This is a genomic window from Phenylobacterium sp. (assembly GCF_036563285.1).
GTDB lineage: Bacteria > Pseudomonadota > Alphaproteobacteria > Caulobacterales > Caulobacteraceae > Phenylobacterium.
Map to the genome: position 1 here is coordinate 322,100 of NZ_DATCMR010000002.1, position 23,073 is coordinate 345,172.

At 70.2% G+C, this 23,073-nt stretch carries 24 protein-coding genes and 1 riboswitch; of the genes, 9 read left to right on the top strand and 15 right to left on the bottom strand.

Translation table 11 applies throughout. The features are described 5' to 3' along the window. Nucleotides 1–35 precede the first annotated feature (35 nt). A complete protein-coding gene (locus VIL76_RS01810; protein ID WP_332043266.1) occupies nucleotides 36–662 on the top strand; it encodes a Yip1 family protein in 627 nt (208 codons plus the stop codon). Here the strand turns inward: VIL76_RS01810 and alr are convergent. The 8 genes from alr to VIL76_RS01850 all read right to left on the bottom strand — a co-directional run bounded on the left by alr (nucleotide 659) and on the right by VIL76_RS01850 (nucleotide 8,670). Beyond that, nucleotides 659–1,750: an alanine racemase gene (gene alr / locus VIL76_RS01815; protein ID WP_332043267.1), complete on the bottom strand. Its 1,092-nt coding sequence runs from the start codon at nucleotides 1,748–1,750 to the stop codon at nucleotides 659–661. The genes VIL76_RS01810 and alr overlap by 4 nt on opposite strands. Before the next feature lie 6 nt (nucleotides 1,751–1,756). After that, nucleotides 1,757–3,244 (bottom strand): replicative DNA helicase, encoded by a 1,488-nt coding sequence (locus tag VIL76_RS01820; protein WP_332043268.1) that lies wholly within the window; start codon nucleotides 3,242–3,244, stop codon nucleotides 1,757–1,759. A gap of 103 nt (nucleotides 3,245–3,347) precedes the next feature. Next, the gene (locus tag VIL76_RS01825) at nucleotides 3,348–3,734 is read right to left on the bottom strand and encodes a GFA family protein (RefSeq protein ID WP_332043269.1); all 387 of its coding nucleotides are present in this window, start codon (nucleotides 3,732–3,734) and stop codon (nucleotides 3,348–3,350) included. A gap of 72 nt (nucleotides 3,735–3,806) precedes the next feature. After that, on the bottom strand, nucleotides 3,807–6,239 hold the full coding sequence (locus VIL76_RS01830) for a TonB-dependent receptor (protein WP_332043270.1): 2,433 nt from the start codon (nucleotides 6,237–6,239) through the stop codon (nucleotides 3,807–3,809). A 135-nt stretch (nucleotides 6,240–6,374) separates the two neighbouring features. Next, entirely contained in the window at nucleotides 6,375–7,283 is a 909-nt protein-coding gene (locus VIL76_RS01835; RefSeq protein WP_332043271.1) for a LysR substrate-binding domain-containing protein, read from the bottom strand. A 172-nt stretch (nucleotides 7,284–7,455) separates the two neighbouring features. Next, a complete protein-coding gene (locus VIL76_RS01840) occupies nucleotides 7,456–7,746 on the bottom strand; it encodes a DUF1330 domain-containing protein (protein WP_332043272.1) in 291 nt (96 codons plus the stop codon). After that, complete coding sequence (locus VIL76_RS01845) at nucleotides 7,743–8,168, bottom strand: PaaI family thioesterase (protein WP_332043273.1); 426 nt, start codon at nucleotides 8,166–8,168, stop codon at nucleotides 7,743–7,745. The genes VIL76_RS01840 and VIL76_RS01845 overlap by 4 nt, the downstream gene beginning before the upstream one ends. A gap of 10 nt (nucleotides 8,169–8,178) precedes the next feature. Beyond that, nucleotides 8,179–8,670 (bottom strand): 6,7-dimethyl-8-ribityllumazine synthase, encoded by a 492-nt coding sequence (locus VIL76_RS01850; RefSeq protein ID WP_332043274.1) that lies wholly within the window; start codon nucleotides 8,668–8,670, stop codon nucleotides 8,179–8,181. Between the two features lie 85 nt (nucleotides 8,671–8,755). Continuing rightward, nucleotides 8,756–8,909, bottom strand: a riboswitch (FMN riboswitch). Between the two features lie 128 nt (nucleotides 8,910–9,037). On the opposite strand from VIL76_RS01850, the gene VIL76_RS01855 reads away from it, so the two are divergent. Further along, nucleotides 9,038–9,322 (top strand): hypothetical protein, encoded by a 285-nt coding sequence (locus VIL76_RS01855; protein ID WP_332043275.1) that lies wholly within the window; start codon nucleotides 9,038–9,040, stop codon nucleotides 9,320–9,322. Between the two features lie 10 nt (nucleotides 9,323–9,332). Here the strand turns inward: VIL76_RS01855 and VIL76_RS01860 are convergent, their stop codons facing one another. Beyond that, the gene (locus VIL76_RS01860; RefSeq protein ID WP_332043276.1) at nucleotides 9,333–10,439 is read right to left on the bottom strand and encodes a YihY/virulence factor BrkB family protein; all 1,107 of its coding nucleotides are present in this window, start codon (nucleotides 10,437–10,439) and stop codon (nucleotides 9,333–9,335) included. A 196-nt stretch (nucleotides 10,440–10,635) separates the two neighbouring features. Between VIL76_RS01860 and VIL76_RS01865 the strand changes: the two genes are divergently transcribed. Genes VIL76_RS01865 through VIL76_RS01885 form a run of 5 tightly spaced genes read left to right on the top strand, consistent with a single transcriptional unit; the run spans nucleotide 10,636 to nucleotide 16,333 of the window. Continuing rightward, nucleotides 10,636–10,887: an acyl carrier protein gene (locus VIL76_RS01865; RefSeq protein ID WP_332043277.1), complete on the top strand. Its 252-nt coding sequence runs from the start codon at nucleotides 10,636–10,638 to the stop codon at nucleotides 10,885–10,887. Beyond that, complete coding sequence (locus VIL76_RS01870) at nucleotides 10,884–12,059, top strand: acyl-CoA dehydrogenase family protein (protein ID WP_332043278.1); 1,176 nt, start codon at nucleotides 10,884–10,886, stop codon at nucleotides 12,057–12,059. The genes VIL76_RS01865 and VIL76_RS01870 overlap by 4 nt, the downstream gene beginning before the upstream one ends. A 3-nt stretch (nucleotides 12,060–12,062) precedes the next feature. Further along, entirely contained in the window at nucleotides 12,063–12,968 is a 906-nt protein-coding gene (locus VIL76_RS01875) for an amino acid--[acyl-carrier-protein] ligase (protein WP_332043279.1), read from the top strand. Between the two features lie 2 nt (nucleotides 12,969–12,970). Next, nucleotides 12,971–13,933, top strand: a complete 963-nt coding sequence (locus tag VIL76_RS01880) for a DUF1839 family protein (protein WP_332043280.1) — start codon at nucleotides 12,971–12,973, stop codon at nucleotides 13,931–13,933. Nucleotides 13,934–13,939: 6 nt separating this feature from the next. Then, nucleotides 13,940–16,333 (top strand): hypothetical protein, encoded by a 2,394-nt coding sequence (locus tag VIL76_RS01885; RefSeq protein ID WP_332043281.1) that lies wholly within the window; start codon nucleotides 13,940–13,942, stop codon nucleotides 16,331–16,333. Here VIL76_RS01885 and VIL76_RS01890 read toward each other — a convergent pair. Then, nucleotides 16,247–18,019 carry an alpha/beta fold hydrolase gene (locus VIL76_RS01890; RefSeq protein WP_332043282.1) on the bottom strand — a complete coding sequence of 591 codons (1,773 nt, stop codon included), beginning with the start codon at nucleotides 18,017–18,019 and terminating at the stop codon, nucleotides 16,247–16,249. The two genes, VIL76_RS01885 and VIL76_RS01890, sit on opposite strands and share 87 nt — an antisense overlap. Nucleotides 18,020–18,073: 54 nt before the next feature. Continuing rightward, entirely contained in the window at nucleotides 18,074–19,954 is a 1,881-nt protein-coding gene (locus VIL76_RS01895) for an ABC-F family ATP-binding cassette domain-containing protein (protein WP_332043283.1), read from the bottom strand. 264 nt (nucleotides 19,955–20,218) lie between these two features. Here VIL76_RS01895 and ndk point away from each other — a divergent pair, with 264 nt between their 5' ends. Continuing rightward, nucleotides 20,219–20,638 carry a nucleoside-diphosphate kinase gene (gene ndk, locus VIL76_RS01900; protein WP_332043284.1) on the top strand — a complete coding sequence of 140 codons (420 nt, stop codon included), beginning with the start codon at nucleotides 20,219–20,221 and terminating at the stop codon, nucleotides 20,636–20,638. A gap of 66 nt (nucleotides 20,639–20,704) precedes the next feature. Beyond that, nucleotides 20,705–21,061, top strand: a complete 357-nt coding sequence (locus VIL76_RS01905) for a DUF6481 family protein (protein ID WP_332043285.1) — start codon at nucleotides 20,705–20,707, stop codon at nucleotides 21,059–21,061. A gap of 21 nt (nucleotides 21,062–21,082) precedes the next feature. Here VIL76_RS01905 and VIL76_RS01910 read toward each other — a convergent pair whose 3' ends face one another. The 4 genes from VIL76_RS01910 to nthA form a co-directional block, all read right to left on the bottom strand. Continuing rightward, entirely contained in the window at nucleotides 21,083–21,295 is a 213-nt protein-coding gene (locus tag VIL76_RS01910) for a hypothetical protein (protein WP_332043286.1), read from the bottom strand. Nucleotides 21,296–21,435: 140 nt separating this feature from the next. Then, the gene (locus tag VIL76_RS01915) at nucleotides 21,436–21,771 is read right to left on the bottom strand and encodes a nitrile hydratase accessory protein (RefSeq protein ID WP_332043287.1); all 336 of its coding nucleotides are present in this window, start codon (nucleotides 21,769–21,771) and stop codon (nucleotides 21,436–21,438) included. Next, a complete protein-coding gene (gene nthB / locus VIL76_RS01920; protein ID WP_332043288.1) occupies nucleotides 21,758–22,411 on the bottom strand; it encodes a nitrile hydratase subunit beta in 654 nt (217 codons plus the stop codon). The genes VIL76_RS01915 and nthB overlap by 14 nt, the downstream gene beginning before the upstream one ends. Continuing rightward, nucleotides 22,408–23,019, bottom strand: coding sequence for a nitrile hydratase subunit alpha (gene nthA / locus VIL76_RS01925; protein ID WP_332043289.1), 612 nt, complete (start codon nucleotides 23,017–23,019; stop codon nucleotides 22,408–22,410). The genes nthB and nthA overlap by 4 nt, the downstream gene beginning before the upstream one ends. Between the last annotated feature and the right edge of the window lie 54 nt (nucleotides 23,020–23,073).

A 23,073-nucleotide genomic window follows, 5' to 3' on the forward strand; every position in this document is an offset into this window, starting at 1 on the left:
TGGCGTGTTACGGTCGACCGGGTTGGAGGGATTCGATGGCGGCCGTAGAGCCGGAAAAGCCCCGTTCGGGCCTGATCGGGCGCGCCCTCGACATGGTCCTGCGTCCGCAGGCGGCCTGGCGGGCCGTCGCGGCTGAGCCCTCGGACATCGGCGAGGTCTATCTGCGCTATGTGCTGCCGCTGGCGGCGATCCCGCCGGTCGCGGGTTTCCTGGGGATCGTCATCTTCGGCGGCATCCAGATCGCCAGCATCGGCGTGCGGCCCTCCCTTATGGCGGCCGCCGTGGAGGCCGTCGCCGCCTACGGGCTGACCTTGATCCTGACCTATGTCTTGGCCCTGGTGGTGGACGCGCTGGCGCCCCGCTTCGGAGGACAGGCCGACCGCACCCGGGCGTTCAAGCTGGTGGCCTATTCAGGGACCGGGCTGTGGCTGGCCGGGGCGCTGGCGCTCTATCCGACCCTCAGCTTTCCGGCGGTGATACTGGGGGCGCTCTACAGTCTCTATCTGCTCTACACCGGCCTGCCGCGCTTGATGCGGATCGAGGAGGGGCGGGCGATCACCTGCTTTGCGGTGGTCCTGCTGGCGGTGGTGCTGCTCGCGGCGCTGAAGGGCTTCCTGGCGGCGCGGGCGATGGAGCTGGGCGGGCCGCTGATGGCGGGCTAGGCCTCGCCGAGATAGACCCGCTCGGCGCGGCGGCTGAGGCGGACAAGCACCTCGTGGGCCACGCTGCCGGCGGCGGCGGCGAGATCGTCCAGCAGCGCGTTGGGGCCCAGCAGCTCGACCGGCTCGCCCACCTGGGCCCGCGCATCGCCGATGTCGATGGCGGCCAGGTCCATGTTGACCAGCAGGAGCGGGCGGCGCGCGCCGCCAAACCAAGCGTAGCCCTGGCCCATGGCGGCGCGGATCACCCCGTCGGCGTAGCCCGCGCCCAGCACCGCAACCCGGGTCGGGCGGTCCACAGTGGTCCGCCAGCCGTAGCCCAGCCGGTCCCCCGGCTTCAGGTTGCGGATGTCGAGGATCGGGGCGGTCAGGGTGGCCACGGCCTTGAGCCGCGGGTCCGGACGTTCCAGGGGGCCGCCGCCGTAGAGGCTGACGCCGGGCCGCACCATGTCGAAGCGGTACTCGTCGCCCAGGAACGTACCGGCGGAAGCCGCGAGGCTGGCGCGGCTCTCCGGGAACAGCGCGCGGATCGGCCGGAAGGCGGCGAGCTGCTGGCCGCTGCGGTGGTCGGACGGATCCGCCGCCGAGCCGAGATGGCTCATCACCAGCGTCACGTCCAGGCCGCGCAGCCCGTCGGGCGCTTCGACCAGGGCGCGGGCCTCTTCCGGGGTCAGACCCTGACGGTTCATGCCGCTGTCGACATGCAGGGCCACCGGCCAGCGGCGGCCGCGCCGCGCCGCCCAGACCACCGCCGCCGCAGCCTGCGGAAGGGTCGAGATCACCGGGGTGAGATTGGCCTCGTCGAACAGGGGCGCAGAGCCGCCGACCAGGCCGTCAAGCACATAGATGGCGACGTCGCGGTCGGGCAGGGCCTCACGCAGCGCCACCGCTTCGGCCAGGCGCGCGACGAAGAAGCTGCGCGCCCCCTCCGCCCATAGCCTGCGCGCCACCTGGGGCGCGCCGAGACCGTAGCCATCCGACTTGACCACCGGCGCGACCTCGGCGCCGCCGGCCTCTACCGCCAGGACGTGGAAGTTGTGGGCGAGCGCGTCCAGGTCGATGACGAGCCGCGCGCGGGCAGGCTCAGCCATCGGGCCTCAGCGCACCTCGTAGCGGCCGTCGCGCGCCAGGTTGCCGAACTTGGTGATGTCCTCGTTGAACGACAGCTTCACCGTGCCGATGGGGCCGTGACGCTGCTTGCCGATGATAATCTCGGCGAGCCCGTGCACCTGCTCCATCTGCTCCTGCCACTTGAAGTGCTCCTCGGTGCCTTCGCGCGGCTCCATGCGGCTCAGATAGTAGCTTTCGCGGTAGACGAACATGACCATGTCGGCGTCCTGCTCGATCGAGCCGGACTCACGCAGGTCGGAGAGCTGGGGCTTCTTGTCCTCGCGGTTCTCGACCTGGCGCGACAGCTGCGACAGCGCCATCACCGGGACCGAGAGCTCCTTGGCCAGCGCCTTGAGGCCCTGGGTGATCATCGAGACTTCCTGCACCCGGTTGTCGGAGCTGCCCGTGCCGCCGGTGACCAGCTGCAGGTAGTCGACGACGATCAGGTCGAGGCCGACCATCCGCTTCAGACGGCGCGCGCGGGCGGCCAGCTTGGCGATGGTGATGCCGCCGGTGGCGTCGATGTAGAGCGGCGCCTCCTGGATCTCCAGCGCGGCGTCGCGGATGCGGCCGAACTCGGACGCGTCAATCTCGCCCTTGCGCAGCCGGTCGCCGGATACGCCGGAGACTTCGGCGAGCAGGCGCATGGCCAGCTGCTCGGCGCTCATTTCCAGCGAGAAGAAGGCGCAAACACCTCCGCGCACCGTCTTCTTCGAGCCGTCGGGCTGCGGCTCCCAGGCGTAGTTGCGCGCCACGTCGAAGGCGATGTTACAGGCCAGGGACGTCTTACCCATGGAGGGACGCGCGGCCAGGATGATCAGGTCGGACGGGTGCATGCCGCCGATCTTCTGGTCAAGGTCGATGAGGCCCGTGGAAAGACCGGCGAGACCGCCTTCGCGGCTGTGCGCCTCGGCGGCCATGGTGACGGCGCCGTGCAGGGCGTCGGCGAAGGTGACGAACCCCTGTGAAACCCCGCCGGTCTCGGCCAGCTGGAACAGCTGCTGCTCGGCCTGTTCGATCTGGTCGCGTGCGGAAAGCTCGGCGTCACCCTGCGCGGCCTGGGTGGAGATGTCGCCGCCGATGCGGATCAGGTCGCGGCGCAGCGCCAGGTCGTAGACGGCGCGGGCGTAGTCGGCGGCGTTGGCCGCCGGCGGGGCGCGGTCGACGAGGTCGGCGAGATAGCGGACGCCGCCCAGCTCCTCGAACGCCGGATCGCGGCTGAAGGATTCCGCCAGCAGGATCGGCTCGGCCAGCTGGCCCTTGCGGATGTTGGTCTCGATTGACTCGAAGAGGCGCTGGTGGAACGGCTCGTAGAAGTGCCGCGCCTGCAGATAGTCGCCGATGCGCTCGAACGCGGCGTTGTCGTACAGCAGCGCGCCCAGCAGCGCCTGCTCGGCCTCGATGTTGGCCGGCACGTGGGGGATTTCGACGTCGTTGGAAAGGGGACGCAGGTCGAGCGCTGGGACGATTGCCATGGGTTAAGGGCATAGCCCAAACGAGACGCGGCCGGGACTGTGACAAGCCTGTCGCGCGTCACCTTGTCCCCAAGTTTCGGAGCTCGGCTGTGGACAAGCTTCGCTATGGCGGCGCCGGCATTTCGAGGTGGAGCCATGCGATCCGCTCCTCCGGAAATCCCTGTCCGGTCGGCGCGAAGTCTTCCGGTCTGTCGAAGGCGCCGACGTGCACGTGGAACTCGCTCGGCCAGCGCTCGCCTTCGTAGCTGATGGTCGAGCCGCACCTGGCGCAGAAGCCGCGCTGGACGCCCGGCGAGGAGGCGAACCTGGCGAGCGGCTGGCCCGTCATCCGCACCTGGTCGCGCTCGAAGCCGGCGAAGGCCGAGACCGGCGCGCCGGTGTGCTTGCGGCAGCTGTGACAGTGGCAGTAGCCGGTCCACTTGGCCGGGCCGGACACCTCGAACGTGACGGCGCCGCAGAGGCAGCGGCCGGTGTGCGTCTGCTCGCTCATGGCGTCACCGTAGAACGAAAACGGCGCGGGACGTGAGCCCCGCGCCGCTGTCGCTCAGCCGTTTTCCGGCGGCTACCAGTTGTAGCCGATGCGGGCGTACCAGAACCGGCCGTTGAAGCCGAACGGCGAGTAGCCTGGGAAGCCGATCGATCCGGTCGGGCTGTTGATGTTGCCCGGCGTGAAGTTCGGATACTCGTCGGTGAGGTTGTTCACCCCCACCGCCAGGCGGACGCCCATGTCGAATTCCCACCGCGCTTCGAGGTCCAGCAGGGTGGCTTCGCCCGTCTGGTAGTCGAAGGTCGGGTTGTTGTTCGGCACCAGGACGCTGGCGTAGTGCGTGCCCTTGGCCGTCAGCCCGAAGGGACCGGCCGTGTAGTCGGCTTGCAGCACCAGCTTCATGTCCGGCGTGCCCTCCTCGAAGGTCAGCCGGTTGCCGCGGTCGAACACGAAGGCCGGCTGCGGCAGGCTGGTGATCGAGGGCAGCGCCGGGATCTTGGTCACCTCGGTCCGGTTGAAGTTGCCCGCCGCGGTCAGGTCCACGCGGCCGCCGAGCGCCTCCATCCGATAGCGCGCGACGATGTCGACGCCCCGGGTGGTGGTGTCCACCCCGTTGATGAAGAAGCGCGCGCCGGAGACGCCGAAGGGCGCCAGGATCGCGTTAATCACCGCCGTCGTGGCTGCCGGCGTGTTGGAGTTCGGCAGGTTCTCCGAGAGGACGATCCGGTTCTCGAGGTCGATGTGGTAGGCGTCGACCGTCACCTCCAGCGGACCCGTCCGCCACACCGCGCCAATCGCGTAGTTGGTGGAGGTCTCCGGCTCCAGCGGTTTGGCGCCCAGCGCGACGGCCACCGGGTGGGCCACCGGGAAGGTGCCGATCTCGATCAGCTGGAAGCTCGAGCCCACCAGGACGTTGTTGGTCGAGGTGTAGGTGAAGAACCGCTGCTGCAGGGCTGGCGCCTTGAAGCCCGTGGACACCGAACCCCGCAGGGCGAACTCCGGCGAGAAGTCGTAGCGGGCCGCGACCTTGCCGGTCGTCTTGGACCCGAAGTCGGAATAGTCCTCGAACCGGGCCGCCACGTCGAAGCTGAACGCTTCGGTGAGGTTGCCTTCCAGGTCGACGTAGGCCGACCAGTTGTTGCGGTCGACGTCCACCTCGTTGGCGGGGCGGAAGCCGGGGAAGCCCTGGCTCACGCCCGCGGCCGAGGTGATCGGGCCCACGGTGTAGGAGGCGGGCTCGCCGGCGCCGATCTCGAACGCCTCGCGGCGGTGTTCCAGGCCGACGGCGACGTTCAGCGGCTTCACCAGCCCGACCTCGAAGGGCCGCGACAGGTTCAGGTTCACCAGGAACTGCCCGTAGCCGAGCGAGCCCGCGTAGAAGTCGCGCTTCGAGGCCGCGCCGAACGAGGCGTTGACCGAGTTCACCGTGTAGTACTCGAGATCGTTGCGGCCGTAGCTGACGCCCAGTTCGGTCCGCCAGCCCATCATCTCGCCGCGGACGCCGCCCTGGACGTTCCAGTCGTCAATGTCGGTGTCGATGCGCGGCAGGAACCCGCCGGGCGTCAGCGCGGCCACGTTGTTGGCGTTGTTGTAGGCCCGCGCGGTGGCCGCGGCGCTGGTGTCGCGGTGCTGGTAGCCGGCATAGCCGAACAGCTCCCACGTCTCGTTCAGCGGCATGCCGGCGTTGCCGTAGAGCGACCAGCTGCGCACGTACGGGTCGCCGTAGCGGCCGAGGATGATCGGGCGGCCGTAGTTCGGCAGCGCCGTCGGGTTCGCGAAGTCCGACCGGTTGGTCGCGTGGCGCAGGGCGTACTCGCCCGAGATGGTGAGGAAGCCTTCCTCGCCGATCGGCAGCCCCTGCCAAGCCGACACCGACTCCTGCAGGCCGTCGTTGGCGTCACGGCTGCCGCGGGAAGTGGCGACCTTGGTCTTGTGGATGCCATAGCTGGCGGTGACGCCCCCGCCCTCGCGGGCCTCGCGCAGGCGGATGTTCAGCACCCCGGCGATCGCGTCGGCGCCGTACTGGGCCGAGGCGCCGTCGCGCAGGATCTCGACCCGCTCGACCGCGACGGTCGGAATGGTGTTCAGGTCGAACGAAGTGGAGCCGCGGCCGATCGAGCCGTTCACGGCCACCAGGGCCGAGACGTGGCCGCGCATGCCGTTCACCAGCACCAGCGTCTGGTCGGGCGCGAGGCCGCGCAGCGTGGCCGGGCGCACGTGGTCGGTGCCGTCGGTGATCGCCGGGCGCGGGAAGTCGATGGCGGGCGTCAGGTTGGAGAGCGCCTGCGCCAGTTCCGTGGACGTGCCCTGCCGGGTGATCGCCTCGTTGCTGATCACGTCGACGGGCGCGAGCGTGTCGAGACGCGAGCGGCCCTCGGTGCGGGTGCCGGTGACGACGAGCTCCTCGACTTCGGAGTTGATCGTGGCGGGCTGCGCCTGCGCCGCGGCGGCGCCGGCGTAGAGCGTCGCGGCCGAGGCGGCGGCGAACAGGAGTGCGCGGTAGTTCATTGTGCGGAGAATCCCCTCACGCCGTCAGGCGGCGCAGCAGGGAGGCTAGGTTACGCTGTAAGCCTTAGAAATGACGCCGGCGCCACAGCCGTCACAAATGGCGCCGCATGGCGCCGTCTTATTGTCGCACCCATCTCAGGCGATGAGCGGCTCGGCCAGGGGCGGGGGCGGCGCCTTGGCGGCTTCCTCCACCAGCCAGTCGCGGAAGGCAGCGATGCCCTTCTTCGGGCTCTCAGGCAGCATCAGCTGGAAGCGGTTCGGGGTCCGGACGAAGCCGAAGGGAGCGACGAGCCGCCCAGCCGCAACGTCGCCTGCGACGTAGATCCACGGGATGATGCCTACCCCCAGGCCTGCGAGCGCCGCCTCCAGCGTATAGAAGATGTGCTCGAACTCCCGGTGCTCGCGGGCTTCGCCCAGGGGCATGCCGGCGTGCTCCGCCCACTCGGCCCAGGCCTGCGGGTGCGAGCGGGTGTGGAGGCGCGGCAGGCGGGAGAGTTCGGCGATCTCGGCGCCGGCGCCGAGCAGGGCAGGGGCCACCACCGGCCCGTGATAGTTGTCCAGCAGCGGCGTCGCCGTCATGCCTTCCACAGGCCCTGCATCGGTCAGCCGGATGGCCGCGTCGAACGGCTCGCGAGCAAAGTCCACCGGCCGGTAAGCCTCGGTGACGCGGATGTTCAAGTCCGGGTGGCGGCTGTTGAAGCCCGAGAGGCGCGGGATGAGCCACTTCATGGCAAGCGTCCCTACGCAGGAGATGTGCAGCTCGCGGTCGGCGTCGGCCCGTAACTCGAGGAAGCTGCGCTCGATCTCGTCGAACGTGCTGCCCAGCGATCGGGCCAGGCGCTCGCCGGCTTCCGTCAGCTTCAGCGCGTTGCGTGGCCCCTGGGTGAGCCGCGCGCCGCAGAGCCGCTCGAGGCTGCGGACCTGGCGGCTGACGGCGCCGTGCGTCACGCAGAGCTCGTCGGCGGCCAGGCTCATCTTGCCGTGGCGCGCGAACGCCTCGAAGGCGCGCAGGGCGGTCAGGGGGAGGAGCCGGCGCTTGGCCATGTGACCTCAGCTCACTGATGCGGCAGGCTTACCGCGTTTCGTAGCCGAACGGTACGCTCCGTGAGCTCTCCTCACGGCGGGGGCACCAATGCCCCCGTTGGTGCGGCGCAGCAAACGACATCTCCGCCGCGTCTCCGTGATCCACGCTCACAGAGACGCGGCGGGCGCCGGATCAGCCGAAGCCCTCCACCAGCAATACGACGGCGTCACTCGCCGCGAGCCGGTCAGGCGCGATCGCCTGATAGGCCGCAGAGGCCGCCCAGGCCCGGGCGGCCGCCTTGTCCGGGAAGGCGATAACGTTCAGCTTCTCGTGGTCCCAGGCGCCTTCCATCAGCTCCGGCGCCTCATCGGCCGCAAGCAGGCGTCCGCCGAAGGGTTTCAGCGTGGGCAGGAAGGCCGCGGCGTAGCGGGCGTAGCGCTCGCGGTCATGGATGGTGAGCTGGGCGACGATGTAGGCGGTCATGCCGCGACCCTCCGGCTGACGACCCGGAACACGGCGTCGGCCCGGGCGCACGGCTGTCCGTTCGCGGTGACGAAAGCCTGCGCGAAGCAGAGCGTGGACCCCGGCTTCACGAAGACCGTGTCGAATTCCAGCCACTGGCCCTTCATGGCGGCCGTCAGGAAGTCGACCGAGAGGCTGACGGTGACCATCCCCGGCTGGCCCGTACGGCGCCCGCAGGCCAGGCCCATGGCATTGTCCGCCAGCGCCGAGATCAGCCCGCCGTGCACGAAGCCGCGGCTGTTGCAGTGCGGCTCGTCGGCGCGCACGCCGAGCACCACCACGTCGCCGGAGGTGCGCGCCCAGATCGGCTCCCACGGGTCCGTGAGAGGGCTCTTGCGGTCGTGCCGGACGAAGCCGGCGGGAGGTGCTGTCGTGGTGTTCATCGCCGCCTCCTCAAGCCGCCAGCCGCGCGAGGCTCTCGAGCGTCGTCGCACACGCCTGCGCCGCTTCCTGGCCTTTCGCCCGGAAGTGGCCGTGGAAGAAGCGCCGGTGGACGTCGTGCTCATGGAAGTGGTGCGGCGTCAGCACCACCGAGAAGACCGGCATGTCGGTGGCCAGCTGCACCTGCATCAACGCGCGCACCACCGTCTCGGCCACGAACTCGTGGCGGTAGATTCCGCCGTTCACGACGAACGCTGCCGCCACGACAGCAGCGTATCGCCCCGTGCGCGCGAGCGTCTGGGCGTGCAGCGGGATCTCGAAGGCGCCGGGGACCTCGAAGCGGTCGATGACGGCCGATGGGAAGCCGAGGCCGTCCATCTCCTCGATAAAGCCGGCATGCGCTTCGTCGACGATGTCGCGATGCCACAGCGACTGCACGAAGGCGATCCGCGCGGCCCGGAAGGCGCCGTTGGCGGTGGGGAGTTCGTAAGAGACTTGGGTCATGGTCGTATCTCCCTGACGGGTTGATGAACCACGACTCAGGGAGGCGCCGAGGACGCGCTCCGGACGGTATCCGGGCGTGCGCCTGCAGCGGTTCTCATAACCGGACTCTAACCGTCGGCCCCGGGATCGCACCGGTGTCTGCTAGTCCCTGCGTCTTGCGACACAGGCGCCCGCGGGCTCGTCCCTCGGATGAGGGCATTACCGCCGGTGGGGACTTCCACCCCGCCCTGAGAACGCGGCCGCCGGAACGGCCCGGCGGCAAGCTGAACCTAGGCGGCTGACGCAACGTCAAACAAGCGTTTGAAACGAAACCGGCGGGGGGCTCAGGGGTTACGGTCTAGACGCCACCTCAAAGGACACCTTTCCGATGCCCCACAAGCAGACCGAGGAAGAGGCCAAGCGGGCCTTCGAGCATGGCTCCAGCGGCTCGACCGCCGACATGGCCGTGGACGGGACCTGCCGCCCGGAAGACCGGCACATCGAGACGCCGCACGCCCGCCGCGCCGACGAGCCGCTCGCGGAAGGCGAGAAGCACGACCAGCTGGCCGGCAAAGAGACCAACGACGAGGGTCGCCAGGAGGCGCTGCTCGACGAGGCCATCGAGGAGACCTTCCCGGGCTCCGACCCGATCAGCCCCAAGCACATCACCTAAAGGCGGGGCTTCACGCCGCCTTCGACATCTTCGGGGGCCGTCCAGAGGGCTTGCGGGCCTTGTCCTGGGCGGCCCCGACCGTATCGGCCATCTTGGCGCCCCGGAATCCCAGCGGTTTCGGGGCGCCTGTGGTGGTGTCCACCGCCGTCTGGTGCTCGATCTCGGCGTTGAGCTCGGCGCCGAACAGGATGACGACGGTCGACAGCCAGCTCCACATCATGAATCCGATCACCGCGCCGAGCGGGCCGTAGGTCTTGTCGTAGTGGGCGAAGTTGCCGACGTAGATGGAGAACGCCGCGCAGGCGGCGATCCAGGCGAGCAGCGCCACGACGCTCCCCCAGCTGATCCAGCGCCACTGGGCCCGGTCGCGGCTCGGGCCGTAGCGATATAGAGCCGCCAGTCCGCCGGCCATGCCGACCAGCAGCAGCGGGTAGCTGATCCAGCGGAACAGGGTCACCGCCTCGCGGCCAACGAAGGTCTCGATCGCCGGGCCCGCCGCGAGCACGCCGCACGCCACCAGCACGAACAGCAGGAAGCTCACCGTGAAGGCCAGCGAGGTCGCGGTCTTGCGGACGAACTTGCGCTTCTCGGTCTCGTCGTAGGCGATGTTGAGGCCGGTCATCATGGCCTTCATCGCCCCGTTCGCGCTCCAGATGGAGAGCAGGAGGCCGGACACAAACGCGAACGACAGCCCGCCCTCGTTGCCGGCGGCCAGGCGCACCATTTGCTCGCCGATGAACTTCAGCGCGTCGGGCGGCAGCATGAAGGCCAGGAGCTGCAGGTGCTTCTGGGCCTCGGCCGCATCGGCGAACAGTCCGTAGAGCGCCACGAAGGCGCCCAGGGCCGGGAAGAAGGCCAGCAGGGTGTAGAAGGTCACGCCCGCCGCAATCATCGGGATCTGGTCTTCCTGGAACTCGGTCTTGGTCCGCAGCAGGATGTCCTTCCAGCCGCGGGCCGGGATCTGGCGCGGGGAGGTCGCCTCTCGGCCGCGGCCGCGCTCGTGCCAGCGTGCCTTCGCCTTCGGGGGAGCCGTGTCGCGCAGCAGGGTGACGCCCGCGCCCGCCAGCACCAGCAGCGGAGCCAGGTCCAAGGCGAAGTGGCGCAGCGGCCGCGGCATGGCTATCCCTCACTCGGTCCCGAACGCTCGCGCCAATGCCCGGCGCGTTCGATGGTTCCTTCGGCCTACGGCAAAGCTTGGCGAACTAAATCAACGAGCTTTGCAACGGAATCCACGGCCAAGGTGTTCAAAGCGCGGCTGTTGGATCCAGTGGCAGACGCATCCTGGCGTCGCACGCAGTAAGGGCATTCTGGGGATGATCGAGACCATTCGCGAACTGGTTGGCGCTCATGCCGGCCTTCCCGTCGCCATCGGCCAGATCGGCGACGACGACGACCTCTACCGCGCGGGCATGAAGTCGTTCGCCTCGGTGCAGCTGATGCTGGCGCTGGAAGAGGCGTTCGAGATCGAGTTCCCGGAGGAGATGCTGAACCGTCAGACCTTCCGCAGCATCGCGGCCATCGCCCGCGCCGTTGAAGAGCTCGCGCCCGGAAAGCTCGCAGCATGAAGCCCGTGGGGGCCGTCGCCGGCGCGAGCCTGGCCGAACGGGTCCGCGTCGCGGTCGCAGCGGCGGCCGAGCATGCGGATGAGGTGGACCGGGACGGCCGCTTCCCCTCCGAAGCCCTCACAGCCCTGAAGGCCGAACGGCTCATGAGCGTGGCGGTCCCGCCCGAGATGGGGGGAGAGGGCGCGAGCCTCGGCGAGATCGCCTGGATCTGCAGCGAGCTCGGCTCGGCCTGCGCCTCGGCCGGCATGGTCTTCGCCATGCACCAGATCAACATGGCCAACCTCATCGACTGCGGTATGGACGGCGCCTGGCACCGTGAGCTGATGGCCCGCACCGTGGCCGAGCAGCTGCTGTTCGCCTCGGCCACCACCGAGGCCGGGGTCGGCGGCGACCTGCGCCACTCCATCTGCGCGGTGGAGGCCGACGGCGAGCGGTTCACGCTCGCAAAGGCCGCGCCGGTGATCTCCTACGGCGAGCAGGCCGACGCGATCTTCGCGACCGCCCGGCGTGACGCCGACGCGCCCTCGTCGGACCAGGTCCTCTGCGTGCTCATGAAGGACCAGTGCGAGCTCGACCGGTTCGTGAACTGGGACGCGCTCGGCATGCGCGGGACCTGCTCCCACGGCTATCGGCTGAAGGCCGAGGCGGCGCTCGAGCAGATCCTGCCGATGCCGTTCGCCGACATCGCTGCAGAATCGATGGTCGCCGTCTCACACCTCCTGTGGAGCAGCGTCTGGGCCGGCGTCGCCAGCGACGCCCTGGCCCGCGCCCAGGCCTTCGTCACCGCGGAAGCCAAGAAGCAGCCGGGCTCCATCCCGCCCGGCGCGGCGCGGCTGGCCGAAGCCTTCACCCGCTACCGCATGATCGAGGGCGCGATCCGCGAATGCCTCGAGCGGTGGGAGGAGATGAAGGCCGATAGCGACGCCTCGCCGACGCTCTCCCTCGCGCTCGCCATGAATGCGCTGAAGGTCTGCGTCTCCACCACCGCCCTCGAGGTCGTGGACGAGACGATGATGATCTGCGGCCTGCAGGGCTACAAGAACGGCGGCCCCTACAGCCTCGGCCGCCACCTGCGCGACATCCATTCCGCCAGACTGATGATCGGCAACGACCGGATCCTCTCCGCCGCCGGTCAGATGCTGCTCATCCAGCGCCAGCCCCGGAGGGCCTGAACCATGGACGCCACCCTGAGCTACCTCGACCAGCTGATCGGCGCGGGTCTCTTGATCCCTACCGGCGTCGATGGCCTCTACGGCCGCAGCGGGACCTTCGAGGACGTGATCTGCCGCTTCGAGGCGCTGGTGACCGCCGAAGGCGGCCGCGATAATCCCGAGGTGATCCGCTTCCCGCCGGCCATGACGCGGCGCCAGCTGGAGACCAGCGGCTACATGAAGAGCTTCCCGCAACTGGCGGGAACGGTTCATTCCTTCTGCGGCGGCGACCATGATCACATGGAGCTGCTGGCCGCCCTGGACAGCGGCGAGGACTGGACCAAGGGCCAGGAGCCGACTGACATCGCGCTCACGCCCGCGGCCTGCTACCCGATCTATCCGATGGTGGCCGCGCAGGGTCCGCTGCCGCCGGAAGGGCGGCTGTTCGACGTCCAGTCCTACTGCTTCCGCCACGAGCCCAGCGCCGACCCCGCGCGCATGCAGCTGTTCCGGATGCGCGAGTACGTGCGCCTGGGGACCGCCGAGCAGGTGCAGGCCTTCCGCGCCGGCTGGATCAAACGGGCCGAGGGGATCATCGGCGCCCTGCGCCTGCCCTATGACGTGGTGCCCGCCAACGACCCGTTCTTCGGCCGCGCCGGCAAGATGATGAAGGTCAACCAGCGCGACCAGGGCCTGAAGCTGGAGATGGTGATCCCGGTCGCCAATCCGCAGCCCACCGCCTGCCTGTCGTTCAACTACCACCAGGACCACTTCGCCGGCACCTGGGGCGTCCAGCTCGCCGACGGCGGGCCGGGACACACCGCCTGTGTCGGCTTCGGCCTGGAGCGGATCGCGCTGGCGCTGTTCAAGCACCACGGCTTCGACCCGCGCGACTGGCCGACCGACGTGCGCGGGCTGCTGTGGGGGTAGGCGTGCCGGCCCTGCTGCCCCACCTCGATCCAGCGACCTACCGGCCGCACCGGCTGCACGGGCCGGAGCGCTGCTGGGCCGAGACCAACTGCTATCTCGACCTCTGGATCGAGTTGCTGCACGCGCTCGGCCTCCCCCCGGAAGCCGCGTTTGGCTTTGCCGCCCGGCAGGACTTTGAGGGCGACCAGTTCGGCTTCTCCAAGATTCCGCTGGAGGACCTGGAAACGCTCTATGGCCTGCGGGTGCAGGAGCTGGCGCTCTATGATCCCGTCGAGCAGCACGTGGTCCGGCAGATGGCCCGCGGCCGGCTCTGCCTCGTCGAGGTGGACCCGTTCTTCCTCCCCGACACCCGCCAGGCGGCCTACCGGGTGCAGCACGGCAAGACCACCATCGGCATCAACCGGATCGACCTCGACAGCCGCCGCCTCGAGTACTTTCACAACGCCGGCTACTTCGCCCTGGAAGGCGAGGATTTCGACGGACTGTTCGCCCCGGCGCCGGCCGACCGCATGCCGTTCCGGCCCTACGTGGAGTTCACCACCCTCGAGCCCCTGCGGCTGAGCGAAGATGACCTGAAGGCGCGCGCGGCGATCATCCTTGCCCGCGACTGGACCCGCCGCCCGGCCGAGAACCCGATCCGCAAGTTCCAGGCCGTGTTCGCCGAGCAGGCGCAGGGGCTGGTCGGCCGCCCGATGGAAGCCTTCCACGACTTCGCCTTCCACAACCTGCGGCTCCTGGGCGCCAACTACGACCTGCTGGGCGCCGGCCTCGACTGGCTGTTTGACGGCCAGGACATCCGCGCCTCGGCGTGCGCGCTGATCGCCGAGTCGGCCAAGGCCGCACAGTTCCAGCTCGCCCGCGCCGTGGCCCGGCGGAAGTTCGACACGCTCGCCGCCTCGCTCGATCCGGCCGCCGACGCCTGGGACGCCCTCGTCGAGGCCGCGGCGGTCCGCGACGCCGCCTGAGCGAACATGGCTGAGCTCACGGACGGTTGGTCCCTGGCCGTCACGCCGTCGGGCGCCTGCGCAGGACCCGCCGAGGCCGCGAAGCTCACCGACTGGATCCCTGCGCCAGTCCCTGGAACCGCGGCCCTTGCGCTGGAGCGCGCCGGTCGCTGGCGGCGCGCCGCGCCCGAGCCGCTGCATGACAAGGACGTCTGGTATCGCGTGAGCCTTCCCGACGCCGGCCGCCGGCGGCTGTGCTTCGAAGGCCTGGCGACGATCGCCGACGGCTGGCTGGACGAGACGCCGCTATTCGCGTCGCGCAGCATGTTCCGGCCGCAGCATGTGGAAGCCGACATCCGCGGCCTGGCGACGCTTTGGCTCTGCTTCCGCGCGCTTGATCCGCACCTGCAGGCGAAGGGGCCGCGCGCCCGCTGGCGGCCGATGATGATGGACAGCCAGGGTCTGCGGCTGGTGCGCACGACGACGCTCGGCCACATGCCCGGCTGGTGCCCGCCCGTGGACATCGTGGGACCCTACCGGCCGGTTCGCATCGAGGATCCGGCCGAACCGGGCGTGGATCGTGTCCGCCTGCGCGCCGAATGGGACGGCAGTCCCGGCCTCCACGTCGAGGCGACGCTGCGCGGGATCGAAGGGCCGATCACCGTCGCCTGCGCCGGAGGCTCCGTGGAGCTGACGCCGGAGGACGGACGGATCTCGGGCGAGCTTGACGCTTGGGGCGCCGAGGCCTGGCAGCCGGCTGGGTATGGCGCCCAGCCGCTCTATCCGGTGGTGCTGCGCGCCGCCGGTCGCGAGTTCAGCCTCGGGCGGGTCGGTTTCCGCCACCTCGCCGTCGACCGCGGCCGCGATGGCCGGGAGTTTGCCCTGCTGGTCAACGGCGAAGAGGTGTTCTGCCGCGGCGCCTGCTGGATCGCGCCTGACCTGCTGGACCCCGGCGCCGATCCCGAGCCGACCCTGCGGCTCGCCCGGGAGGCCGGGATGAACATGGTCCGCGTGAGCGGGGTCGGCCTCTACGAGAGCCGACGGTTCTTCGAGGTCTGCGACGAGCTCGGTCTGCTGGTCTGGCACGACTTCATGTTCGCCAACTTCGACTATCCCGTCGCCGACGCGACGTTCGCCGCGGCTGTGCGCGACGAGGCGAAGGCCTTCCTCGCCATGACCCAGGGCTGCCCGTCGCTCGCCATGCTCTGCGGCGGCAGCGAGGTGCTGCAGCAGGCGACGATGATGGGGCTGCCGGCCGACCTGCAATGGCCCCTGTTCGACGAGGTCCTCCCCCAGGCCGCGGCCGAGACACGCCCCGATGTTCCCTATGTGCCCAACACGCCGTGGGGCGGGCCGCTGCCCTTCGCGGCGGACGAGGCGGTGACCCACTACTACGGCGTCGGCGCGTACGAGCGGCCGCTGGAGGACGCCCGCCGCGCGGATGTGAAGTTCGCCTCCGAGTGCCTGGCGTTCGCCAACGTCCCGCAACCCGAGACGCTGGCGAGACATCTGCCGGTTCCGGCGGTGCACGACCCGCGCTGGAAGGCGGCCGTGCCGCGGGACCGTGGGGCGAGCTGGGACTTTGAGGACACCCGCGACCACTACCTGGGACGGCTGTTCGAGCTGGATCCCGCACGGCTGCGCCGGGAGGACCCGCAACTCTACCTGGACCTATCGCGCATCGTGTCGGGCGAGGTGATGGCGGCGGTGTTCGCCGAGTGGCGGCGCACGCGCAGCCCCTGCGCCGGCGGCCTGGTCTGGACCCTGCGCGACCTGGTCCCGGGCGCCGGCTGGGGCGTGATCGACTCCACGGGCGAGCCCAAGCCGGCCTGGTATGCGCTGAAGCGGATCTTCCAGCCGATCCAGGCGCTGATCACCGACGAGGGTGTGAACGGTCTCGCCGTGTACCTCATCAACGAGACCGCCACGCCGGTGGCGGCCGAGGTGCGGCTAAGCGTGCTGGGCGCCGACGGCCCGCCGGTGATCGACGTCTGCAAGCCTGTCGTGCTTGAGCCGCGCTCGACGCAGGAGCTGTCCGCCTTCGCCCTCGTCGGCCGGTTCTACGACCTAAGCTACGCCTACCGTTTCGGGCCGCGGGCGCACGAGGCGGTGCGCGTGCAGCTGGTCCGTGGTGAGGGGGTGCTGAGCGAGGTGTTCCACTTCGCCGGGCCCCGCTCCGGCTTGGCCGGCGGCGTGGTCGACGTGCGGCTGGAAGGCGAGGAGGTCGTGCTCACCAGCTCCACGCTGCAGCGGTATGTGCACATCTCGGACGCGGCGTTCCGGCCGCAAGACGACGGCCTCCCGCTGGCGCCCGGCGAACCGCGGCGCGTGCGGCTAGTGCGCCGGCAGGGCGCCCCCGCCGACGCCAGGCCGCAGGGCGAGGTCCTCCTGCCGGGCGGACGCGTCGCCGGCGGCTACTGAGCCCGGGGCGGCCGGCGGCCACAGCGCGCGCTCGGTTACCAGGCTGAGCAGGGCTTCGCGCGCATGGCGCGGCGTTAGCCCATGGTCGGCGTCGTCGAGGTAGATCAGCTCCAGGTCGGCGCAGCGCCTCAGCCGCCGACCGTCCTCGCCGAAGTAGCCGGCGAAATCGCGGTGTCCGTCGCCGTCGCGGCTGTAGAGCAGGGTGACGCGCACATTGCGCTGCTTCAGCGTCTGGAACGCGGCCTTCGCGGCGCCGTCGAGCTTCCGTCCGTGGCCGCCCAGCAGGCCCATCACCACCGCCAGGCCGGAGCGGCCTAGTTTCACGGCGACGGCGACGAGGTTGACCTCGCCCTTGAGCACGCGCGCGAGCAGCTTCTTCGGGTCCTTCGCCTGGCGGCGGTAGTGGTCGACCTGGTCCGAGGCCAGCTCCACCTTGCCGTCGCGGTCCCACACGAACCGGCGCTGGTTGACCAGAACCAGGTCCCGCAGGCGCTCGTCGCGAACGGCCGCGTTGAAGGCCACGAAGGCGCCCGAGCAGCGGCCGAGCGGCAGGACGGGGCCGAAGCCGCGGGTCTCCAGCAGGTCGACCGCCATGATCGCGTCGTCGATGTGAGCGCCGTCGTAGAGTCGCGGCGGCTCCGCCGAGAGCGGCCCGTCGCTGTCGCCGACGTCGGCGGCGTCCATGCGGAAGGAGGCGACGCCGGCCCGGGCCAGGGCGCGCGCCTGGTCGACGCCGGACCGGGCCCAGCCGGCGTGGGGATCGCCGCCGGCGCTGAGCATCAAGACGGTGGCGCCGGTGCGCGGCCCCTGCGGCTCGCAGAGCACGCCGAACAGCCGCCGGCCGGGCCCGAACTGCACGTGCTCCTCAGTGAAGCCGTCGCCCGCCAGCACCGCCGGCGCCGGTAGTTGGGCCTCGGGCGCGGGAGCGGTGGGGAAGTTGTCGCCGACCCAGGCGGTCACCACCTCGATCGTGGCGACCGGCGGCCGCGCCGCGGTCGGGTTGCCGACCGCCGCCTCGTAGCCTTCGTAGGCGATCTCGGTGACCTTGGCGCCGAGGCCTCGCAGGTGGTCGGCGAGGCGCACCTCGCTCTTGCGGCCCACCACCAGGACGGCGGAGGGCGCCCGGGCAAGCTGGGTGAGGTCCAGGGTGCGGAGCGAGTCCGTCAGCTCCTGCGGGAACTCGAAACCCGCCACCGAGCCGGGCTCGGGGGTGAAGCCAAGGGTCTCGGCGACCATCGCGCCCCAGACGGACAGCTCGCGCAGGTGCTCCCGGCCGCGGCTCACCGGCGCCAGCAGCGCAAGGCCGTTGGCCTCGATCTGCGAGGCGGCGAGCGTGGCCACCGCCGCGCCCAGGCCTTGCCCCAGCACCACGAGCCGGCGCACGCCACCGAGCCGGCGCAGCTCTTCGGCCGCGCGCACGGCGGCGGCGGTCAGGGTGTCGACGGCCGCGATGTCGCGCGGCTCGCCGGCGGAGTCGCCGGTCCCGGGATAGTCGAACCTGAGGCAGGGGTAGCCCGCCCTTGCCAGGGCGTCGGCCAGCATGCGCCAGCTGCGGCGCATGGAGAGCTCCTCGAAGCCCCAGGGGCTCAGCATCAGGACCCCGACATCGGCGGGCGCCTGATGCAGCCAGCCGGCGCACCGGTCGAAGACGATCGGCAGCGCGCTGCGCGCGGTGTCCAGCCCCATCACTACACTCCAGCCTACCCGGGTTCGAAACCCGGAAAGCGCTGCCGTGTTCCGCTAGCCCGCAGAAGCCTTCAGGTTTTCATAGGCTTCCTGCGCCGCCAGCCACTCCTGCTCGGCGGCTTCGACGGCGGCCTGGGCCTTTGCGCGCTGGCGGCCGAGGTCGGCGGCCTTGGCCGGGTCCTTGAAGGTGGCCGGGTCGGCGAGCTTGGCGTCGAGGGCCGCCACGGCTTCGCTCGCCCGCGCCAGGGCGGCTTCCGCCGTCTCAGCGCGGCGGCGCGCCGGGCCGGTGGGGACCTTCGCCTTCGCCGGCGGAGGAGGCGGGGGCGCCGGCTCCGGCTCCCCCTTCACCTGGGTCGGCGCACGGGCGGCGGCGCGGGCGCGGTCCAGGACGAACTTGGCGTAGTCCTCCATGTCGCCCTCGAAGGGGGTGATCCCGCCGTCGGCGGCCAGCCACAGCCGGTCGGCGACCAGCTCCATCAGCGAGCGGTCGTGGGTGATCAGGATCACCGCGCCCTCGTAGTCGTTCAGCGCCTCCAGCAGGGCCCGGCGGCTGTCGATGTCGAGGTGGTTGGTGGGCTCGTCGAGGATCAGGAGGTGAGGGGCCTCCATGGCCACGAGGTTGAGCAACAGCCGCGCCCGCTCGCCGCCCGACAGGTTGGCGACCGTGGTGTCCTGCTTGTCGAAGCCGAGGCCGAACTGCGCGAGTTTCGAGCGGCGCCTGGCCTCCGTCTCGTGCGGCAGCGCGCGCCGGATGATCTCCAGCGGCGTGTCGGTGGGATCCATCGCCTCGATCTGGTGCTGGTGGAACCAACCCACCTTCATCCGCTGACTGCGGTGGAAGCGCCCGGTCTCCGGCGTCAGCGCGCCCGCCACCAGCTTGGCGAAGGTCGACTTGCCCGCGCCGTTGACGCCAAGCAGGCCGATGCGGTCGTCGAGGTCGAGCCGCAGGTTCAGCTTCCGCAGGATCGGCGGCCCGCCGTAGCCCACCGCCGCATCCTCGAACCGCAGCAGCGGTGGGGGCAGGGGCCGTTCGGGCGAGGGCAGGGTGAAGGGCGCCACGTGCTCCTCCACCACCGCGGCCACCGGGGGCAGCTTGGCGATGGCCTTCATCCGCGACTGCGCCTGGCGGGCCTTCGAGGCCTTGGCCTTGAAGCGGTCGACGAAGGACTGCATGTGCGCCCGCCTCGCCTCGATCTTGGCGCGCATGGACTCCTGCAGGCGCAGCCGCTCGGTGAGCTGGCGCTCGAAGCTGTCGTAGCCGCCGGCGTAGAGGTCGAGCTTGCCGTCCTTCAGGTGGAGGATGTGGTCCACCGAGTTGTTGAGCAGCTCGCGGTCGTGGCTGATGACGATGGCGGTGTTGGGGTACTTGCGCAGGCGGGCCTCCAGCCACAGCGCGCCTTCCAGGTCGAGGTAGTTGGTCGGCTCGTCGAGCAGCAGCAGGTCGGGCTCGGCGAACAGGGCCGCGGCCAGCGCCACGCGCATCCGCCACCCGCCGGAGAACTCGGACATCGGCCGCGCGAGATCCGCGTTCGAGAAGCCCAGGCCGGCCAGAATCTCGGCCGCGCGGGAGGGCGCCCGGTCGGCGTCGATCTCGATCAGCCGGTTGTAGATCTCGCCCATGTGCTCGGGATCGGCGGTCTCCAGCTGCTCGAGCAGGCTCGCCCGCTCCACGTCGGCGGCCAGCACCGTGTCCAGCAGCGGCACGGGCGTGGAAGGGTGCTCCTGGTCGACGGAGCCGAACCGCGCCTGCTTCGGCAGGCTGAGCTCGCCGGAGCCCGGGACGAACTCGCCCTTGATGAGGCGGAACAGGGTGGACTTGCCCACGCCGTTGCGGCCCACGAGCCCGACCTTGGCGTCCTTGGGCAGGGTGACGGTGGCTTGGTCGAAGAAGCGACGCCCCCAGGCGTCGAAGACGAGATCGCGGATCTGAAGCATGGCGAAACCAGCGGGCAGGAGTCATGGGCGCGGCCGGCGATCCGACCGCGGGCGGAGGTTCGCGATGTCGACCTATGGTCGAGCCAGGTTCGGAGTCCGCTGCGCCATGGGCGGCCATCTAGCAGACCTGAGGCGCTTTTCACACCCTTCGGGAAAACTTGACCGGACCGCTTGGCGCGGCCCGCTTGCGCCTATATAGAGCGCGCCACTCCGCGGCCCGTGCGCCGTGGCTTCCCCAATCCAGCGAAAGCGCCAAACCTACCCATGACCGAACGCACCTTCTCGATCATCAAGCCGGACGCCACGCGGCGGAACCTGACCGGTAAGGTCAATGCGGTGATCGAAGACGCCGGCCTGCGCATCGTCGCCCAGAAGCGCATCCGCATGAGCCGCGCCCAGGCCGAGAAGTTCTACGAAGTCCACAAGGAGCGTCCGTTCTACGGCGAACTGGTGGACTTCATGACCTCCGAGCCGGTGGTCGTGCAGGTTCTGGAAGGCGACAACGCGGTGGCCCGTTACCGCGAGGTCATGGGCGCGACCAACCCGGCGCAGGCCGCCGAGGGCACGATCCGCAAGCTCTACGCCGAGAGCGTGGGCGAGAACTCCGTCCACGGCTCCGACAGCCTGGACAATGCGAAGATCGAGATCGCGCAGTTCTTCACGGACGACGAAATCGTCGGCTGAGCCCGGCAACGGATCGTCGTCCCGGGGGTTTTCCTCCGCACACTTCAAAACCTGATCAGAGTCCCGATGCGTAATATGAAGATCGGGAGCTTCGATGAACGTCTGCAGGCGCAAGCCGAGGCGCGCAAAGCTCTCCTCGAAAAGTTCAAGCCCAAGCCCACCGTCAAGCCTGAGGTCTTCGAGACCCGCGAGCAGCGCAAGGCGCGCGAGCTGGAAGAAGTCCGCGCCAAGCGCGCCGCCGAGAAGGAAGCCGCCCGCCTGAAGGCCGAGCAGGAAGCCCGCGAGCGGGAAGAGCGCCTGGCCAACGACGAGCAGTACCAGCTCGAGCTGAAGCGCCAGGAGCGCAAGGACCGCAAGGCCCGCGAAAAGGCCGACGCCCGCGCCAAGCGCGAGCTGCAGCAGCAGATGCGGCGGACCGGCTAGGCGGCGGACTAGCCCAAGCGGCTAGTCGTCGGACCCGCCGGTCAGCCGGCGGGACATCTCGCCGTAGTAGCCCTGGATCAGGAGCTCGACGGATTCGCCGCGTTCCTCGGCGTCGAACGCCAGGTCCTTGGCGAGCTGGATGGCCGCCGAGCGGCTGATGCCGCTCTCCATCGGCTTGCCGTCGCAGAAGACCGTCCAGTCCCCGTCCTTCAGGGTCACTGCGTATTGGACCATCAAACACAACCCTCGCGATACAAGCTTCAGCGTACAAAGGTGCTGAAGGTTCCCGCCGGGGCGCGCCTGCTCTTGCCGAGCACCTGACGGGCGATCGGCATTACCTGTCTGTTCCTCGCGGGAAAGCAATCCCTTGGGCGCTAAAGCTCCACAGGCTTGCCGTGGGGTGTGCGCAAGTACGCCTCGACCCAAGCTTGCTTCTTCTCCGCCAAGCTCGCCGCCGGCGCGAGCCGGCGCTCCGTCACCAGCTGCTCCAGAGCCGCCAGCCAGTGCTCGTAGTAGCGGCTGCCATCGTCGGCCGGATCGGTCTTCAGCTGCTCGGAAAGCGCACGGGCCCAGTCGTCCCAGGTGAAGGCGCCGGCCTCGTGCAGCTTGACGGTCAGGGCGAAGGCCTGCGCTTGCCAGGGTTCGGCGAAGACCGCCCCGTCGGCGTCGCGCGGCAGCCGCGGCAGGGCGGCCAGGTCAGGCGCGCTCAAGGTAGGGCTCCCAAAGGTCCAGGAACACGCTGGCCTTCGCCGGAGCCTGCTCGCCGAACAGTTCGCGGGCGCTGAAGCGGACCGAATAGAGATGCCGCGGGTCTTCGCCGAGCCCGTGCGCGTTGGTGTCCGGGAACACGTGGGCGCCGTGCCAGCGCACCACCTCGCCGCCCTTTCCGCGCGCGTAGCGCGGCAGCCGGGTGTGGCCTTCCGGGTTGATGTTGCGGGCCCGCACGCCGTCGCCGGGCTGAAAGGCGGGCTGCGCCTCGATCACGCGGACGTAGGAGCCGCGGGCGGTCATGATCCCCGGGACCTCGGAGGCCGTGAATCGCGGCGTTCCCCTGGGTGCGGTGGGGTTCGGCCGGCCGGTCGCCAGCTCCTCCGGCGTTACCAGGCCGCGCTGGACCAGCAGCTCGCTCAGGCCGCGGATCCACTTCTCGTAGTAGCTCATCGCCAGGTATTCGGCCGGCGGGATCAGCTCGCGCTGGTGGCGGCCAGCGTCGATGTTGGCCCGGGTGGGGGAGGCGAGGTTGAGCGCGTGCGCACGGCCCTCCCAATTGTGGTGGAAGACGGTCCCCTCCGGCTCCGGTTCGACGGCGCCGAAGCCGTGCATGCCGCCCATGTCGTGGACGCCGTTCACAGCCGCGCCGTCCCGATCATGCCGTCGCGGGTGACCATGGCGGCGAGCGCCTCTTCGTCGAGGCCCTCGCTCCCGGCGGGACGCTGCGGGATGACGAGGTAGCGGACCTCGGCCGTGGAGTCCCAGACCCGCACCTCGACATCCTCAGGCAGCTCGGTCCCGAACTCGGCCAGCACGCCACGCGGGTCGATCACCGCGCGCGAGCGGTAGGGCGAGGACTTGTACCAGGTCGGCGGCAGGCCCAGCACCGGCCACGGGTAGCAGGAGCACAGGGTGCAGACGACAAGGTTGTGGACCTCAGGTGTGTTCTCCACCGCCACCATGTGCTCGCCCTGGCGGCCCAGGTAGCCCAGCTCCGCGATGGCATCGCTGGCGTCGTCCAGCAGGCGCCGGCGGAACTCCGGATCGCTCCAGGCCTTGGCCACGACGCGGGCGCCGTTCCTGGGCCCCACCTTGTGTTCGTAGTGCTCGACGATAGCGTCCAGCGCGGCCGGATCGACCAGCCCCTTCTCCACCAGCAGCGACTCCAGCGCCTTCACCCGCAGCGCCATGTCGGAGGGCGGCTCCTGGCCATGGTGGTGGTCATGGTCGTGGTGGTCGTGGGCCATGGGCCGACCTTAGCTCCGCGCGAGAAAAGGTGAAGCGACGAGGGCCCCGATTGT

Bases quoted from the DNA above. Each gene is read 5' to 3' on its own strand.
- VIL76_RS01810 (WP_332043266.1), top strand. From the start codon at position 36: ATGGCGGCCGTAGAGCCGGAAAAGCCCCGTTCGGGCCTGATCGGGCGC.
- alr (WP_332043267.1), bottom strand. From the start codon at position 1,750: ATGGCTGAGCCTGCCCGCGCGCGGCTCGTCATCGACCTGGACGCGCTC.
- VIL76_RS01820 (WP_332043268.1), bottom strand. From the start codon at position 3,244: ATGGCAATCGTCCCAGCGCTCGACCTGCGTCCCCTTTCCAACGACGTC.
- VIL76_RS01825 (WP_332043269.1), bottom strand. From the start codon at position 3,734: ATGAGCGAGCAGACGCACACCGGCCGCTGCCTCTGCGGCGCCGTCACG.
- VIL76_RS01830 (WP_332043270.1), bottom strand. From the start codon at position 6,239: ATGAACTACCGCGCACTCCTGTTCGCCGCCGCCTCGGCCGCGACGCTC.
- VIL76_RS01835 (WP_332043271.1), bottom strand. From the start codon at position 7,283: ATGGCCAAGCGCCGGCTCCTCCCCCTGACCGCCCTGCGCGCCTTCGAG.
- VIL76_RS01840 (WP_332043272.1), bottom strand. From the start codon at position 7,746: ATGACCGCCTACATCGTCGCCCAGCTCACCATCCATGACCGCGAGCGC.
- VIL76_RS01845 (WP_332043273.1), bottom strand. From the start codon at position 8,168: ATGAACACCACGACAGCACCTCCCGCCGGCTTCGTCCGGCACGACCGC.
- VIL76_RS01850 (WP_332043274.1), bottom strand. From the start codon at position 8,670: ATGACCCAAGTCTCTTACGAACTCCCCACCGCCAACGGCGCCTTCCGG.
- VIL76_RS01855 (WP_332043275.1), top strand. From the start codon at position 9,038: ATGCCCCACAAGCAGACCGAGGAAGAGGCCAAGCGGGCCTTCGAGCAT.
- VIL76_RS01860 (WP_332043276.1), bottom strand. From the start codon at position 10,439: ATGCCGCGGCCGCTGCGCCACTTCGCCTTGGACCTGGCTCCGCTGCTG.
- VIL76_RS01865 (WP_332043277.1), top strand. From the start codon at position 10,636: ATGATCGAGACCATTCGCGAACTGGTTGGCGCTCATGCCGGCCTTCCC.
- VIL76_RS01870 (WP_332043278.1), top strand. From the start codon at position 10,884: ATGAAGCCCGTGGGGGCCGTCGCCGGCGCGAGCCTGGCCGAACGGGTC.
- VIL76_RS01875 (WP_332043279.1), top strand. From the start codon at position 12,063: ATGGACGCCACCCTGAGCTACCTCGACCAGCTGATCGGCGCGGGTCTC.
- VIL76_RS01885 (WP_332043281.1), top strand. From the start codon at position 13,940: ATGGCTGAGCTCACGGACGGTTGGTCCCTGGCCGTCACGCCGTCGGGC.
- VIL76_RS01890 (WP_332043282.1), bottom strand. From the start codon at position 18,019: ATGGGGCTGGACACCGCGCGCAGCGCGCTGCCGATCGTCTTCGACCGG.
- VIL76_RS01895 (WP_332043283.1), bottom strand. From the start codon at position 19,954: ATGCTTCAGATCCGCGATCTCGTCTTCGACGCCTGGGGGCGTCGCTTC.
- ndk (WP_332043284.1), top strand. From the start codon at position 20,219: ATGACCGAACGCACCTTCTCGATCATCAAGCCGGACGCCACGCGGCGG.
- VIL76_RS01905 (WP_332043285.1), top strand. From the start codon at position 20,705: ATGCGTAATATGAAGATCGGGAGCTTCGATGAACGTCTGCAGGCGCAA.
- VIL76_RS01910 (WP_332043286.1), bottom strand. From the start codon at position 21,295: ATGGTCCAATACGCAGTGACCCTGAAGGACGGGGACTGGACGGTCTTC.
- nthA (WP_332043289.1), bottom strand. From the start codon at position 23,019: ATGGCCCACGACCACCACGACCATGACCACCACCATGGCCAGGAGCCG.